This window comes from Enterobacter sp. MGH 4 (assembly GCF_000534735.1).
GTDB classification, from domain to species: Bacteria; Pseudomonadota; Gammaproteobacteria; order Enterobacterales; family Enterobacteriaceae; genus Enterobacter; species Enterobacter intestinihominis.
In genome coordinates this window covers 107,917-123,815 of sequence record NZ_KI973289.1, presented here as the reverse complement: position 1 = coordinate 123,815, position 15,899 = coordinate 107,917, and the positions used below count along the sequence as shown (strand labels likewise).

Sequence of the window (15,899 nt, the reverse complement as noted above, 5' to 3'; positions counted from 1 at the left end):
AGGAAGAACAGGTTTGACAACCTCATCACAACATTACCTGGTTATCACTGCGCTGGGTGCTGACAGGCCGGGTATCGTGAATACCATCACTCGCCACGTGAGCAGCTGCGGCTGCAATATCGAAGATAGCCGGCTGGCTATGCTCGGCGAAGAGTTCACGTTCATCATGCTGCTTTCCGGAACATGGAATGCCATTACCCTCATCGAATCTACCCTGCCGCTGAAAGGCGCAGAGCTGGATTTACTGATTGTGATGAAGCGCACCACCGCGCGCCCGCGTCCGGCTCTGCCTGCCACAGTCTGGGTACAGGTTGAAGTGCCTGATTCACCTCATCTGATTGAACGTTTTACGGCACTGTTTGACAGCCATCAGATGAACATTGCCGAACTGGTTTCCCGCACGCAGCCTGGCGATGAAAACGCCATCCCGACGCTGTTTATTCAAATTACCGCCCACAGCCCTGCCTCGCAGGATGCGTCAAATATCGAGCAAGCGTTCAAAGCCCTCTGTACAGAATTACACGCGCAAGGCAGTATAAGCGTCGTCGATTATTCGCAGCACGAACAGGATGGAGTTGAGTAATGAACCCACTGAAAGCCGGTGATATCGCACCGAAATTTAGCTTACCGGATCAAGACGGCGAGCAAGTAAATTTGACCGACTTCCAGGGACAGCGTGTTCTGGTCTATTTCTACCCGAAAGCCATGACCCCGGGCTGTACCGTACAGGCCTGCGGTTTACGCGACAACATGGATGAGTTGAAAAAGGTCGGTGTGGAAGTGCTGGGCATCAGCACCGATAAACCAGAAAAGCTGTCACGTTTTGCGGAAAAAGAGCTGCTGAACTTCACGCTGCTTTCCGATGAAGACCACCAGGTTTGCGAGCAGTTTGGCGTCTGGGGTGAGAAGTCCTTTATGGGCAAAACGTACGACGGTATTCACCGCATCAGCTTCCTGATTGACGCTGACGGTAAAGTTGAGCACGTGTTTGATGATTTCAAAACCAGCAACCACCACGACGTGGTGTTGAACTGGCTGAAACAAAGCGCCTGATAAACAGCAAAACGGCAACCCAGGTTGCCGTTTTTAGTGTTTGCCCCCTCTCCCCGTGGGCTGAGGGTTCCCCACAAATTAATGCGAGCACTGAGCAATCCCCTCGCCCCTCCGGGGAGAGGGTTAGGGTGAGGGGAACATACGGCGGTGGTGGTCATTCCGTTCACTTTATGTTCCTTGCTACTCTGTAACGATATGACCGGTGAACGTGCCAGGGTGGCTCAGTCGCCACCACCCTGGCGACCCGGGCTCCCGGCGGTAAATCGCCGCTTCGCGGTGCCCTCGGCTTATTCCTTCCGGCTTATCGGGTACGGGCGGAGGCAACGTCCCTGTAAAGCCGCCCTCTCGGCGCATCCCTGCGCCTCGCCCCGGCCGGAAGGCAAACGCCTCAGCGATTTACAGCCGGACCAGAGCATCGCTGACAGCCCTCAGTCATTTAGAAAGCAACTTTATTGCTTCTGCATAAAAAAATTACTGGGGATCCCTCAGACCCGTGGGAGAGGGTTGGGGTGAGGGCATCAGCCCGCACTAAATCTACTTCTCTTCCACCGCCGGCACATCCGGCCACGCGTGGACCACGGCTTTAATCAGCGTCGCCAGCGGAATGGCGAAGAACACGCCCCAGAATCCCCACAGCCCGCCGAAAATCACCACTGACAGGATAATCACCAGCGGATGCAGGTTAACTGCTTCTGAGAACAGCACCGGTACCAGCAGGTTCCCGTCCAGTCCCTGAATAATCAGGTATACGGCGAAACAGCTCCAGAACTCCGTACCCAGACCAAACTGGAACAGCGCCACACCGACTACCGGAATGGTCACCACAAACGCGCCGATATACGGGATCAGAACCGAGAATCCGACCAACACCGCCAGCAGCAGCGAGTAGTTCAGCCCGAAAATCACGAAGCCAATCCAGGTCGCCACGCCCACCACAATCATCTCCAGCACTTTGCCGCGAATATAGTTGGTGATTTGCTGGTTCATCTCCTGCCAGACCTGTCCTGCGAGACCGCGATTGCGCGGCAGCACGCGGCGCACCGCATTCAGCATCTGCTCTTTATCTTTGACCAGGAAAAACACCATTAGCGGCACGAGAACAAGGTAAACCGCCAGCGTCAGCAACCCCACCAGCGAGGCCAGAGAGTATTTCACCACCGAGTCACCCATGGTCATGATGCGGGCGCGCATGTTTTCGGCCATCGCATCGATGATCCCGGCGTCCATCAGCGCAGGATAGCGGCGCGGCAGCGTGGCGGCAAAATCAGACAGTTTATTCAGCATGCCGGGCATGTCGCGGATCAGGTAGATCCCCTGTTGCCAGGCGATGGGCATCACCACGAAGGACATCAGCAGCAGAATGCCGACAAACAACACCAGGACAATGCTGGTCGCCCAGCGACGGGAACAGCCGATATGTTCCAGACGCGCGGTGGGCCACTCCAGCAGATACGCCAGCACAATTGCCACCAGAAGCGGTGCCAACAGGCCACTAAAGAAGAACAGGATACCGAATCCGGCAACCAGAATGACCAGCAAAGCAATGGCTTCCGGATCGCTAAACCGACGCCGATACCACTGCATTAACATTTCGAGCATACAACCCTTCCCTGAATCGAATGGCGGGAGTGAGACGGTGAATTGTATCTAACTGTCACAAAAAAGACTTTCCTTTTTGTTTCACTGTCAGGTTTCGCAAAACCCTGATGAATGGGATTTTCTTCATCTCTTAACACGGCTACACTCGCAGAGCAGCGGAGATGAACGTTATGCGGGTTCATCGGTCAAATTAGCACATCCAACATACAGGACAGTGGTTATGTTCAGGCAGTTGAGAAAAACACTGGTTGCGACACTGATTGCCGCCGTGACGGTGGGTCAGGTGTTGCCCGCTTTCGCTGACTCGTCCGATTCATTGCCGGACATGGGCACCACGGCAGGAAGCACGCTCTCCATCGGGCAGGAGATGCAGATGGGTGATTATTACGTACGCCAGCTGCGCGGCAGTGCTCCGCTGATTAACGACCCTTTGCTGGTGCAGTACATCAACGGTCTGGGGATGCGACTGGTGGCGCACGCAGACTCGGTAAAAACGCCCTTCCACTTCTATTTAATCAATAACGACGAAATCAACGCCTTCGCCTTCTTTGGCGGGAACGTGGTGCTGCATTCGGCGTTGTTCCGTTATTCCGATAACGAAAGCCAGCTGGCGTCCGTCATGGCGCACGAAATTTCGCACGTCACCCAGCGCCATCTGGCGCGTGCGATGGAAGATCAGAAGCGTAACGCCCCCCTGACCTGGGTGGGCGCGCTGGGCTCTATTCTGCTGGCGATGGCCAGCCCGCAGGCCGGGATGGCGGCGCTTACCGGGACGCTGGCGGGAACGCGTCAGGGGATGATCAGCTTTACCCAGCAGAACGAGCAGGAAGCAGACCGCATCGGCATTCAGGTTTTACAGCGTTCCGGCTTTGACCCGCAGGCCATGCCGAGCTTCCTGGAAAAACTGCTCGACCAGGCACGCTACTCGTCGCGCCCGCCTGAAATTCTGTTGACCCACCCGTTGCCGGAAAGCCGTCTCTCGGATGCGCGTAACCGTGCTAACCAGATGCGTCCCGTCGTCGTGCAGTCCTCGCAGGATTTCTACATGGCCAAAGTGAGAACGCTTGGCATGTACAACTCCGGACGTAATCAGCTCACCAGCGATCTGCTGGACGCGCTGGCGAAAGGCAACGTGCGCGAGAAGAACGCCGCGCAGTATGGTCAGGCACTCCAGGCGATGGAGGCCAGCAAGTACGATGAAGCGCGTAAAGCGCTACAGCCGCTGCTGGCGTCGGCGCCTGACAATCCGTGGTATCTCGACCTCGCAACCGATATCGATTTAGGACAGAAAAAAGCGACCGATGCGATCAACCGTCTGAAAGGGGCGAAAGACATTCGCAACAATCCGGTATTGCAGCTAAACCTGGCGAACGCCTACTTACAGGGCGGCCAGCCCGGCGAGGCGGTGACCATTCTGAACCGCTATACCTTTAACAATAAAGATGACCAGAACGGCTGGGAGCTGCTCGCCCAGGCCCAGGGGCAACTGGGTAATCGCGATCAGGAGCTGGCCGCGCGTGCGGAAGGTCTGGCGCTGGCGGGGCGCCTCGATCAGGCCATATCCCTGCTAAGCAGCGCCAGCTCACAGGTGAAGCTCGGCAGCCTGCAACAGGCCCGCTACGATGCGCGAATCGACCAGCTGCGTGGCCTGCAACAACGCTTTAAGCCGTACGAGAAGATGTAATAAAGGAGAAGTCATGACAGACGCGGTAAAAATTTACCATAACCCTCGCTGCTCCAAGAGCCGCGAGACTCTGAATCTGCTGAAGTCTAACGACATCGATCCGGAAGTGGTGTTGTATCTGGAGACGCCCCCGGACGCGCAGACGATCCGCCAGCTGCTGAAGATGCTGAACATGGGCAGCGCACGCGAGCTGATGCGTCAGAAAGAAGATCTGTATAAATCGCTCAATCTGAACGATACCAGTCTCACTGAAGATCGGCTGATTCAGGCGATGGTCGACAATCCTAAGCTGATTGAGCGCCCGATTGTCGTGGCGAACGGCAAGGCGCGTATCGGCCGTCCGCCGGAAGACGTACTCGGGATCGTCTAATCGTTACGCCGCAGCGCTTCCAGAAACGCCTGCGGCGTACTCTCCCCCAGCTTTTTCTGCGCTTTTCCCCGGTTGAAAAATTCACACAGCTGGATCAACAGCTCTCCCGCCGGTTCACTATTCACGCGCGGAATGATCTCACGTAACGGCACGGCGACCTGAAGGGCAAGATAATACTGTGAATGCACTTTTACGATGACGTTATGCTCCGGCAAGTTCACTTCTAGCCCAAAAGTCTCAATAGATTGAATATCAGCCGGACAGGCAGCCAGCACCTCGTTCGTCCAGCGGGTCAGCAACTGCGGCGAGACACCGGCATAAAGCCGGGCGTAGCACCAGCCGCTGACGGGTTCACGCGCCCAGAGCAGGTGTTGCTCCCCACCGTCGTCCATATGCAGCGATAGCGGCTGATGATGCAGAAGTAGCTTCTGCGGCATGATACCGGCCTTCAGCGCCTTTTTGCCCTGCAACGACGCCCCCTTTTGTCTTACCGAAGCCGGTTTGAGGTAGCGGTTCAGGGTCGCGCGGGAAACGGCGATCCCGAGTCCGTCATTCACCAGCAGCAGCAGTTCATCCAGCGGTGCCCCAGTGATATCCCGCAGGGCATTTATCAGTGCCGCCTGCTCTTGTCTCAATGCTTTGTGTATCACTTTTGGCGTTGTGTGGTTATCCGAAACCTGGTCGCGGTTGCGCCAGCGCCTGACGGTGGTGACCGAGATCCCCAGTTCAACAGCTAGCTCTCTGTCGCTTTTATCTGACTGCTGAAGATAGCGACGGATACGCGGTGTGGTGGTGGCGTTAGCATGCAGTTTGATTTCCATCGCGTCTCTCTCCGCAACTAATCTTATGAGATTTATAGTATAACAGCGAATGCTTTGTGACCGATTTCACCTTTCGCTCGCCGCGCTTCACTGATAATCCACAGACATAACATAAACAACACCTCTCAATCTTGTACGGAGTTCACAATGAACAATGTTCTGGGATTTCTTGAAGCAAAACTGATGCCGCTGGCGGCGAAAACGGCCCAGCAGCGTCATCTTGGGGCCATTCGTGGGGCCTACGTTTCATTCATGCCGTTTATCATCGTCGGCTCCATCCTGCTGGTGATCTCCTCCTTCCCGAATCAGGCCTATCAGCAGTTTATGTCTCAGGCCTTTGGTGAGAGCTGGAGTGCGATTATAGAGATTCCATTCAACGCGGTATTCTCAACCATGTCGCTGTTTATCAGCTTCCTGGTGGCCTACCGCCTGGCTGAGCACTATGGCGAGGACCGCGTCTCCTGCGGCATCCTGGCGCTGGTCGCCTTCCTGATCCTGACGCCCTTTATCAAAGTGGCGGAAAACGGCGGCATTACCGTGATGCCGGTGGAGTGGATTGGCAGCAAAGGGTTGTTTGTGGCGATGATCGGTTCCCTGCTGTGGACGGAACTGTTCTGCTGGCTGAAGCGCAAAAAGCTGGTCATTAAAATGCCGGACGGCGTACCTCCGGCGGTGCAGGAGTCGTTCGCGGCGCTGATCCCGGCCCTGCTGGTGATGATTCTGGTGCTTATTATCCGCATCATATTTGAAAACACCCACTACCACACCATCCACCAGTTTATTTATGAAGTGGTTGCCACCCCGGTGCGCCACTACGGTACCTCTTATTTCGGTGCGCTGATGACCGTATTCAGCATCACCATTCTGTGGTCAGTTGGCATTAACTCAGGTTCGATGATCAACGGCATTATTCGTCCACTGTGGATGGAAAACCAGACCGACAACATCGCCGCGATCCAGGCGGGAACGACACCGCCGCACATTATCACCGAACAGTTTTTTGACATGATCTGGATGGGCGGCGCGGGGGCCACGCTGTCGCTGGTGATTGCGATGTTGATTTTCGCCCGCAGCAAAAACATGCGAGAAGTGGCGCGCCTCGGCGCAGGAGCCTCGGTATTTAACATCAACGAACCGATCCTGTTTGGCCTGCCGGTGATCATGAACCCGATCATGCTCATCCCGTTTAATCTGGTGCCGCTGGTGCTGGTCACCGTGCAGTATGCGGCGATGAAAATTGGCGCGGTCGCCGTCACCACCGGGGTGTTTATTCCCTGGACGCTGCCGCCGGTTATCAGCGGCTTTATCGTCACCGGGCACCTGAGCGGCAGCGTGATGCAGCTGATCAACCTGCTGATTGGCGCCATGCTGTACCTGCCTTTCATGCGTATCGTGGATAAACAGTACCGCGCCGCGGAGCTGACTACCGCTACGCAACCCGACACCACCCTTGCAAAACAGGAGTAAAGCATGTGGGGAATTATCGCAACCTGGCGAATGGCACTTGAAGGGGTAACGGAATCCGCGTCTGCCCTGGCGGCGGGAAAACCGGTCGCTTCGGCGGTGGTCGATGCCGTCGCTGCCGTGGAAGACTTTCCGCTGTATAAATCCGTCGGCTACGGTGGCCTGCCGACCGAAAACGGCGAGGTGGAGCTGGACGCGGCCTATATGGACGGCGACACGCTGGCGTTCGGCGCCGTGGGGAATCTGGTGGATATCGCCAACCCGGTGCGCGTGGCGCACGCGCTCAGCCGTCAACGCTATAACAGCCTGCTGGTCGGCCAGGGCGCGCGCGAATGGGCGCTGAGCCAGGGCTTTGCCGACAAAACCATGCTCACGGATCGCGCCATGCAGCACTACCGCAAGCGCTGCCGCGAAACGCTGGATAAGGGGTTAAGCCCCTACGACGGACATGACACCGTCGGCATCATTGGCCTTGATAAACAGGGTTCGATGAGCGTCGCCACCTCCACCAGTGGCCTGTTTATGAAAAAACGTGGTCGCCTCGGTGACTCACCCATCATCGGCTCCGGCTTTTACTGCGACAGCGAAACCGGCGCGGCCACCGCCACAGGCGTCGGTGAAGACCTGATGAAGGGCTGTACCAGCTACGAAATCGTTCGCCGGATGGCGCAAGGGATGACGCCGCAGCAGGCGGCGGATTCAGTCGTATTCGAACTGGAAGACAAGCTGATGTCGCGCTTTGGCCGCGCGGGCGATCTCTCCGTGGTGTGCATGAACAACCAGGGCGAATTTGGCGCCGCGACTAACATAAAAACCTTCTCGTTCGTGGTGGCGACGGCTCGCCAGCCCCTCACCGTTTTTCGTACTGAACGCCTGCGGGAGAAAACGCACTATCACGCGGTAGATGAGGAGTGGATGCAAGCCTATGCCGCACGGATCCGCGCGCCGATTGAGGAATCATGATGATCACTTACCAGTTTATCAACGCGCTTTCAGACGCGAAGCCGAACAGCCATTTGATTGCGCGCGCTGACAGTTCCCTGTTACCGGAAAGCGCTCTTATCGCTGAAATGCGCCAGCAGAGCACCGTCGCGGACGCGCGCTTTGGCTGCGCGCCGTTTGCGCGCATTACTCTGTTGCCGGACGCGCTATGGCATGACGCCCTGACCGAAGGGTTGCTCACCGCCCTGCGACCGCTGCTTACCGCCCCCGCCAGCGCCGAACTCGTGCTGGACGTGACGGATATCGACGATGTGGTGCTGGCGCAGGTGCTGCGTTTTCTCTTTAATCAGGCGCACAGGCTCAGTGACCTGAAGCTGAAGAAGACGGACGAAGCGGTGCGTCTTACCTGCATCACTGCCCTCTGCCTGCCGGAACAGCAGGCGAAGCTGGAGACGACCTTCCGCCAGCAGCAGGCCATTGCGCTCGGCATGATCGCGGCGCGACGTCTGGCGGATATGCCGTCCGACCGCTGCACGCCGCAGTTTGTGGTGGAAGAGGCGCAAAAACTGTGTGCCGCCAGCCCTGCCCTGCGCTGCGAGGTGCTGAACGAAAAAGATATTGCTGAGCAGGGTCTTGGACTGCTGCACGCCGTTGGCAAAGGGGCGACCTGCCCGCCGCGTCTGCTGGCTATTCATTATGATGGTGCCAACGACGGCCCGATGCGCTGCTACGTGGGAAAAGGCATTACCTTTGACACCGGCGGCCTGTGGCTGAAGGAAGGCGCGGGCATGTACACCATGAAATATGACATGTGCGGCGCGGCCAACGTACTGGGGCTGATGCTGACCGTTGCGGAGCTGAAATTACCCGTGCGCATCATGGGCGTGCTGGCGCTGGCGGAAAACGCCATCGGCCCCGACGCCATGCAGCCCGGCACGGTGGCAACAGCCTGTAACGGCACCACCGTTGAAATCAATAATACCGATGCCGAGGGCCGGCTGGTGCTGGCTGACGCCATTGCCTGGGCCAGCCAGCGGTACCCGCAGGCCCGCTACATCATTGATATGGCGACTTTAACGGGCGCAGTGGTGAAAGCGCTGGGGTATGAGCTGAGCGGGCTGATGACCCAGGATGAACCGCTGCGCGCCGCGTTGACGCAGGCAGGTAAACGGAGCGGTGACGAGGTGTGGTCTCTGCCGCTGGACGCACGGCTGAAAAAGCAGACCGACAGCGCGATTGCCGATCTGTGCAATACGCCGACTAACAATGCGGCGATAAGCGCCTCGGCGGCGTGGCTGCTGCATCACTTCTGTCCGCCGGCGATCCCATGGGCACATCTGGATATCAGCGGGACGGCGCTGTGGCGTGAGAACGGCAGAAGCGTGGCGTCGGGAAGACCGATTCCGCTGCTGGTTGAGCACCTGATGGGGGATCTTTAGCCCGGTGGCGCTGCGCTTACCGGGCCTACGGGTGCCATATGTAGGCCGGGTAAGGCGCAGCCGCCACCCGGCATAACTACAGCTTAAGAATATCTTTCACAAACGGAATGGTCAGCTTGCGCTGGGCGGTGATGGAGGCGCGATCGAGCTGATCGAGCGTATCAAAGAGCGTGCGCATCTCCCGATCCAGACGCTTGAGCAGGAAGCGCCCTACGTCTTCCGGCAGTTCAAATCCGCGCAGTCTGGCGCGCAACTGAAGTGCCTGGAGTTTGTCTTCATCCGACAGCGGTTGCAGCTTGTAGATTTGCCCCCAGTCCAGACGAGACGCCAGATCCGGCAGCCCCAGATTGAGCTGACGCGGCGGACGATCACCGGTGATCAGCAGCCGGGTTTTGCCCGACTCCAGAATGCGGTTGTAGAGGTTAAAGATCGCCATTTCCCACGGCTCGTCTCCCGCCACGCATTCAATATTATCGATGCAGACCAGGGAGAGATGTTCCATGCCCTCCAGCACTTCAGGCACAAACCAGGTGCGTTTATCCAGCGGCACATAGCCTACCGCGTCACCGCGCGCCGAAAGTTCCGCACAGGCGGCATGCAGCAGGTGGCTGCGTCCCGCGCCTTCGCGTGACCAGATATAGATGTATCCGCTGTGTTCCTGGCGCAGCACGTTTTGCAGTGCAGCCAGTAAAGAGGGGTTATCACCCGGCCAGAAACTCGCGAAAGTTTCGTCGTCAGGGAGATAAAGTGGCAAAGAGAGCTGTGCCGGTCCGTTCAGAAATACCTCAACCAGAGATCTTACATAAAATCGGAATGGAGTTTAACACGGAACCAGCAAGGAGAGAACCGGGCGGATCGTCCGCCCGGTTAAAGGATCAATGTGGTGCTTTTTCGCTATCGTCAGCGTCCAGGATTTCTTCTTCCGGACGAATGACCGAGATCAGCTTGAAAATCAGGCTCAGGCCCACGCCGACGATGGTCGCCAGCGCCATCCCCTTCAGCTCTGCCGCGCCGATGTGCACCTTCGCGCCGCTCACGCCGATGATCAGGATAACGGAGGTCAGGATCAGGTTCTGCGCCTTGCTGTAATCCACTTTGGATTCAATCAGCACGCGAATACCGGACGCACCGATCACCCCGTAAAGCAGCAGGGAAACGCCGCCCATCACCGGAACCGGGATAATCTGGATCGCCGCCGCCAGTTTGCCGACGCAGGAGAGCAGAATAGCGATGATCGCCGCGCCGCCGATAACCCAGGTGCTGTAGACGCGGGTGATCGCCATTACGCCGATGTTCTCCCCGTAAGTCGTGTTTGGCGTGGAGCCGAAGAAACCGGAGATGATGGTGGAGAAACCGTTGGCAAACATGGAGCGATGCAGGCCCGGGTCGCGGATCAGGTCACGCTTCACGATGTTCGCCGTCACCACCAGGTGGCCAACGTGCTCAGCAATCACCACCAGTGCAGCAGGCAGAATGGTGAAGATAGCAAACCATTCGAAGCGTGGGGTGTAGAAGGTCGGCAGCGCGAACCAGTGTGCCTCGGCAATCGGTGTGGTATCCACAACGCCCATCACGAAGGAGAGCGCGTAACCCGCCAGCACGCCGATCAGGATCGGGATAATCGCCATAAAGCCGCGGAACAGGACGGAACCGAAAACCGTCACGCCCAGCGTCACCAGCGAAATAATAATGGTTTTAGAATCCGGTGACTGACCGTCCGCAGGCAGCAGCCCAGCCATGTTCGCCGCGACACCCGCCAGTTCCAGGCCGATGACGGCAACGATTGCCCCCATTGCCGCAGGCGGGAACATCACGTCCAGCCAGCCGGTACCCGCTTTCTTCACGATGAAGGAGACCAGGCAGAACAGCACGCCGCACATGATAAAGCCGCCCAGCGCGACCTCGTAACCCAGCGGCAGCAACAGCAGTACCGGGGAGATAAACGCGAAGCTCGACCCGAGATAGGCCGGGATTTTGCCTTTACAGATGAAGAGGTAAAGCAGCGTACCGATGCCGTTAAACAGCAGCACGGTAGCCGGGTTAATGTGAAACAGGATTGGCACCAGCACGGTTGCGCCAAACATGGCGAACAGGTGCTGCAAACTAAGCGGGATTGTCTGTAAAAGCGGCGGTCTTTCACTCACCCCGATAGCACGGCGCGTCATAGTGTTTTCCTCTGAGTGTCATTGTTGGTTTTTATTCAAAAAAAAGCCGACTATCAAAGTCGGCTTCTTTATCGTTATTCGATTATTTAGTCCCAAAAATCTTATCGCCGGCATCGCCGAGCCCCGGGATAATGTACCCGTGCTCGTTCAGTCCCTGGTCGACAGACGCGGTATAGAGTTCAACGTCCGGGTGCGCTTTTTCCAGCGCCGCGATACCTTCCGGCGCCGCGACCAGCACCAGCACTTTGATGCTGCTGCAGCCTGCTTGTTTCAGCAGGTCAATGGTGGCGATCATCGAACCACCGGTCGCCAGCATCGGGTCAACAACCAGCGCCATACGCTCATCAATGTTAGAGACCAGCTTCTGGAAGTATGGGACCGGCTCAAGCGTCTCTTCGTTACGGTAGATACCCACCACGCTGATACGCGCGCTTGGGACGTGCTCCAGCACGCCTTCCATCATACCCAGACCCGCACGCAGGATTGGCACCACGGTAATTTTTTTACCTTTGATCTGCTCAACCTGTACCGGGCCGTTCCAGCCTTCGATGGTCACTTTTTCCGTTTCCAGATCAGAGGTCGCTTCGTAGGTCAGCAGGCTACCCACTTCAGAAGCCAGTTCGCGAAAACGCTTCGTGCTGATGTCATGCTCACGCATCAGGCCCAACTTGTGTTTAACGAGTGGGTGTTTCACTTCCACAATCTTCATTCTCTTTCTCCTCTGAGGTGGCATCCGCAAAAAAATCGCGGGATTATACCGCTTTTTTCGGATTGCGCCATACCCATGTTGCTTGATGTACATCAATCAAAAACAAAAAAGCCGGAGGCTGGGCTCCGGTTTGGGTGCGGGGTCTTGCCCGGCGGCGCTGCGCTTACGCGGGCCTACGTGTAGTGTAGGTCGGGTAAGCGTTAGCGCCACCCGACAATTACAGGTTATCGCCGTTGCTCGCAATCACCTGCTTATACCAGTCGAACGATTTCTTCTTGCTGCGGTTCAGCGTGCCGTTACCTTCGTTATCTTTATCGACAAAGATAAAACCGTAGCGTTTCTTCATCTCGCCAGTGCCGGCAGAGACCAGGTCGATACAGCCCCACGGGGTATAGCCCATCAGATCTACGCCGTCTTCCACCACCGCTTTTTTCATCTCGCGGATGTGGGCGGAAAGGTAGTCGATGCGGTACTGGTCGTTCACCGTGCCGTCGCTCTCCTGCACGTCGATCGCGCCAAAGCCGTTTTCCACAATAAACAGCGGCAGCTGATAGTGATCCCAGAACCAGTTCAGAGAGTAGCGCAGCCCGACAGGATCGATCTGCCAGCCCCAGTCCGATTTCTGCACGTACGGGTTAGAAACCAGGCTCTTGCTCTCGTCGTAATCCAGCGTCGGATTATCCGCCGTCGCTTTGGTGGCGAACGACATGTAGTAGCTGAACCCGATGTAATCCACGCAGCCCTGCGTCAGCGCCACTTTATCTTCTTCGGTGATATCCAGCGCGAAGCCGCAACGTTCAAAGTAGTTGAGCAGATGCTGCGGATACTTGCCGCGCACGTGAACGTCGGTGAACCAGTAGCGGCGATGCATGGCGTTCATCGCCATCATCATGTCGTCCGGGGCACAGGTCAGCGGATAGATGGGGCACATGGCAATCATGCAGCCGATATGCAGTGACGGGTTGATCTCACGCCCCGCTTTCACCGCCAGGGCGCTGGCCACCAGCTCATAGTGCGCCGCCTGGAACATCACCGGCTCGCGATCTTCTCCCGGCGCATATTTCAGCCCGGAGTTGGTAAACGGCGCAAAGTCTTCATGAAAGTTGGCCTGGTTATTGATTTCGTTAAAGGTCATCCAGTACTTCACTTTATGCTGATAGCGCTCAAAAACGACCTTCGCGAAGCGGACAAAGAAGTCGATCAGCTTACGGTTACGCCAGCCGCCGTATTCCGTTACCAGGTGGAAAGGCATCTCGAAGTGGGAAAGCGTGATCACCGGCTCGATGCCGTGCTTCAGGCACTCGTCGAAAAGATCGTCATAGAATTTGAGTCCCGCTTCGTTCGGCTCCAGCTCGTCGCCTTTCGGGAAGATACGCGTCCAGGCAATGGAGGTGCGGAAGCATTTGAACCCCATCTCGGCAAAGAGTTTGATGTCTTCTTTATAGCGGTGGTAAAAGTCGATGGCTTCGTGGTTTGGGTAATTTTTCCCCTCCAGCACGCCGTTGGTGATTTCACGCGGTACCCCGTGGGCGCCTGCCGTCATGACATCGGCAACGCTCACGCCCTTGCCGCCCTCTTTCCAGCCGCCTTCAAGCTGGTGCGCCGCAACGGCCCCACCCCACAGAAAACCTGCTTTAAATCCTGACATTCGCTTTCCCTCATTCTGCGTTATTTTCTGCAAAAACAGTTACAGAAACCGGTTTCATTTTGATGATGTGCAAAGGGGATAGCCGTTGCAAGCAGATCGCCGAAACCGGTTTCATTTTCGTGAACGGAGTCAAGTTTGTTGCCCTGGACAGTCCGCACAGAAAAAAAGATCCTCGCGCCGAGAATAGGCTCGCAAACGTTTGCCTGGACTGTTAGAATTGCGCCGATTTTTCTTACTAGCTATGCAATCGCGTGGGGATTTAAGCCGTGACCAACAAAACTTCTCTCAGCTACAAAGATGCCGGTGTTGATATTGACGCAGGTAATGCGCTGGTTGACCGAATCAAAGGTGTGGTGAAAAAAACCCGCCGCCCGGAAGTGATGGGTGGCCTGGGTGGATTCGGCGCACTGTGCGCGCTGCCGCAAAAATATCGTGAACCTGTGCTGGTCTCGGGTACGGATGGTGTCGGTACAAAACTGCGTCTGGCGATGGATCTTAAGCGTCACGATACGATTGGTATTGATCTGGTGGCGATGTGCGTCAACGACCTGGTGGTACAGGGCGCTGAGCCGCTGTTCTTCCTGGATTACTACGCGACCGGCAAGCTGGATGTGGATACCGCAGCCAGCGTCATTAACGGTATCGCCGAAGGCTGTCTGCAATCCGGCTGTGCGCTGGTCGGCGGTGAAACCGCTGAAATGCCAGGCATGTATCACGGTGAAGATTATGACGTCGCAGGCTTCTGCGTCGGCGTGGTAGAAAAATCAGAAATTATCGACGGCAGCAAAGTGGCTGACGGCGATGTGCTGGTTGCGCTGGCCTCCAGCGGTCCGCACTCCAACGGCTACTCTCTGGTGCGTAAGATCCTCGAAGTGAGCGGTTGCGACCCGCTGACCACCGAGCTGGACGGCAAACCGCTGGCCGATCACCTGCTGGCCCCGACCCGTATCTACGTCAAAAACGTGCTGGAGCTGATTGAGAACGTTGACGTGCACGCCATCGCTCACCTTACCGGCGGCGGCTTCTGGGAAAACATTCCGCGCGTGCTGCCGGACAATACCCAGGCGGTGATCGACGCCTCCTCATGGCAGTGGCCGCCCGTCTTCAACTGGCTGCAATCCGCAGGCAACGTGAGCGAGCATGAAATGTACCGCACCTTTAACTGCGGCGTGGGCATGGTTATCGCCCTGCCCGCTAGCGAAGCGGATAAAGCGGTTAAGCTGCTAACAGAAAAAGGTGAAAACGCGTGGAAAATCGGTACGATTAAAGCTTCCGATTCCGAACAGCGTGTGGTCATTGAATGAAAAACATCGTGGTGCTCATTTCCGGCAACGGAAGCAATTTGCAGGCAATCATAGACGCCTGCAAACAGAAGAAAATCAATGGCACCATTCGGGCAGTATTCAGCAACAAGGCCGATGCGTTCGGCCTTGAGCGCGCGCGGGAAGCGAACATTCCTGCGCACGCGCTGGAAGCCAGCCAGTTCGCCGGGCGTGAAGCCTTTGACCGTGAGCTGGTGCAGGAGATTGACGCCTACGCGCCTGACGTGGTGGTGCTGGCGGGCTACATGCGTATCCTGAGCCCGGCCTTCGTCGCGCATTACAACGGACGTTTGCTGAATATTCACCCCTCTCTTCTGCCGAAATATCCTGGCCTGCATACCCATCGTCAGGTGCTGGAGAACGGCGATGAGGAGCATGGTACCTCCGTGCATTTCGTTACCGACGAGCTGGACGGCGGTCCGGTCATTTTGCAGGCAAAAGTACCGGTCTTTGACGGTGACAACGAAGACGACGTGACGGAACGTGTACAGGCTCAGGAACACGCCATTTATCCGCTGGTGGTAAGCTGGTTTGTTGACGGCCGTCTTGAGATGCGCGACGGTGCCGCCTGGCTGGACGGCGTGAAGTTGCCCCCGCAGGGTCATGCGGCTGAAGAGTAGTTTGTTCTGTCGGGTGGCGCTGCGCTTACCCGACCTACATATTGCATTACCCGATATCCCCTT

Annotated in this window: 15 protein-coding genes; 9 read left to right on the top strand and 6 right to left on the bottom strand. The window is 56.9% G+C overall.

Annotated features, from left to right (window positions below; all coding sequences use genetic code 11):
• Positions 1 to 13 precede the first annotated feature (13 nt).
• On the top strand, positions 14 to 583 hold the full coding sequence (locus tag L350_RS21510; protein WP_000213743.1) for a glycine cleavage system transcriptional repressor: 570 nt from the start codon (positions 14 to 16) through the stop codon (positions 581 to 583).
• Positions 583 to 1,053 carry a thioredoxin-dependent thiol peroxidase gene (gene bcp / locus L350_RS21515; protein ID WP_022648972.1) on the top strand — a complete coding sequence of 157 codons (471 nt, stop codon included), beginning with the start codon at positions 583 to 585 and terminating at the stop codon, positions 1,051 to 1,053. The genes L350_RS21510 and bcp overlap by 1 nt, the downstream gene beginning before the upstream one ends.
• A gap of 534 nt (positions 1,054 to 1,587) precedes the next feature.
• Here bcp and L350_RS21520 read toward each other — a convergent pair.
• Complete coding sequence (locus tag L350_RS21520; RefSeq protein ID WP_003860546.1) at positions 1,588 to 2,652, bottom strand: AI-2E family transporter; 1,065 nt, start codon at positions 2,650 to 2,652, stop codon at positions 1,588 to 1,590.
• Positions 2,653 to 2,872: 220 nt separating this feature from the next.
• Here L350_RS21520 and bepA point away from each other — a divergent pair, with 220 nt between their 5' ends.
• Entirely contained in the window at positions 2,873 to 4,336 is a 1,464-nt protein-coding gene (gene bepA / locus L350_RS21525; RefSeq protein ID WP_003860547.1) for a beta-barrel assembly-enhancing protease, read from the top strand.
• 13 nt (positions 4,337 to 4,349) lie between these two features.
• A complete protein-coding gene (gene arsC / locus L350_RS21530) occupies positions 4,350 to 4,706 on the top strand; it encodes an arsenate reductase (glutaredoxin) (protein WP_022648973.1) in 357 nt (118 codons plus the stop codon).
• Here the strand turns inward: arsC and L350_RS21535 are convergent.
• Positions 4,703 to 5,527, bottom strand: coding sequence for a homeodomain-like domain protein (locus L350_RS21535; protein WP_032623803.1), 825 nt, complete (start codon positions 5,525 to 5,527; stop codon positions 4,703 to 4,705). The two genes, arsC and L350_RS21535, sit on opposite strands and share 4 nt — an antisense overlap.
• A 147-nt stretch (positions 5,528 to 5,674) precedes the next feature.
• Between L350_RS21535 and celB the strand changes: the two genes are divergently transcribed.
• From celB to L350_RS21550, 3 genes are read left to right on the top strand one after another with little or no spacing between them, the layout of a single operon-like run.
• Positions 5,675 to 6,994, top strand: coding sequence for a PTS cellobiose transporter subunit IIC (gene celB / locus L350_RS21540; RefSeq protein WP_032623802.1), 1,320 nt, complete (start codon positions 5,675 to 5,677; stop codon positions 6,992 to 6,994).
• Positions 6,995 to 6,997: 3 nt separating this feature from the next.
• The gene (locus tag L350_RS21545) at positions 6,998 to 7,954 is read left to right on the top strand and encodes a glycosylasparaginase (RefSeq protein ID WP_022648976.1); all 957 of its coding nucleotides are present in this window, start codon (positions 6,998 to 7,000) and stop codon (positions 7,952 to 7,954) included.
• Positions 7,954 to 9,372, top strand: coding sequence for a leucyl aminopeptidase family protein (locus L350_RS21550; RefSeq protein WP_032623801.1), 1,419 nt, complete (start codon positions 7,954 to 7,956; stop codon positions 9,370 to 9,372). The genes L350_RS21545 and L350_RS21550 overlap by 1 nt, the downstream gene beginning before the upstream one ends.
• A 76-nt stretch (positions 9,373 to 9,448) precedes the next feature.
• Here L350_RS21550 and L350_RS21555 read toward each other — a convergent pair whose 3' ends face one another.
• From L350_RS21555 to L350_RS21570, 4 genes are all read right to left on the bottom strand, one after another.
• Positions 9,449 to 10,150 (bottom strand): DnaA inactivator Hda, encoded by a 702-nt coding sequence (locus tag L350_RS21555; RefSeq protein WP_211482948.1) that lies wholly within the window; start codon positions 10,148 to 10,150, stop codon positions 9,449 to 9,451.
• A gap of 97 nt (positions 10,151 to 10,247) precedes the next feature.
• Positions 10,248 to 11,537, bottom strand: coding sequence for a uracil permease (uraA, locus tag L350_RS21560; protein WP_022648978.1), 1,290 nt, complete (start codon positions 11,535 to 11,537; stop codon positions 10,248 to 10,250).
• An 82-nt stretch (positions 11,538 to 11,619) separates the two neighbouring features.
• Positions 11,620 to 12,246, bottom strand: a complete 627-nt coding sequence (upp, locus tag L350_RS21565) for a uracil phosphoribosyltransferase (RefSeq protein ID WP_022648979.1) — start codon at positions 12,244 to 12,246, stop codon at positions 11,620 to 11,622.
• A 217-nt stretch (positions 12,247 to 12,463) separates the two neighbouring features.
• Complete coding sequence (locus L350_RS21570; RefSeq protein WP_032623799.1) at positions 12,464 to 13,894, bottom strand: 6-phospho-beta-glucosidase; 1,431 nt, start codon at positions 13,892 to 13,894, stop codon at positions 12,464 to 12,466.
• Positions 13,895 to 14,160: 266 nt separating this feature from the next.
• Between L350_RS21570 and purM the strand changes: the two genes are divergently transcribed.
• Complete coding sequence (gene purM, locus L350_RS21575; protein WP_032623797.1) at positions 14,161 to 15,198, top strand: phosphoribosylformylglycinamidine cyclo-ligase; 1,038 nt, start codon at positions 14,161 to 14,163, stop codon at positions 15,196 to 15,198.
• The gene (gene purN, locus L350_RS21580) at positions 15,195 to 15,836 is read left to right on the top strand and encodes a phosphoribosylglycinamide formyltransferase (protein WP_023300681.1); all 642 of its coding nucleotides are present in this window, start codon (positions 15,195 to 15,197) and stop codon (positions 15,834 to 15,836) included. Before purM ends, purN begins: the two co-directional genes overlap by 4 nt.
• Positions 15,837 to 15,899: the final 63 nt, after the last annotated feature.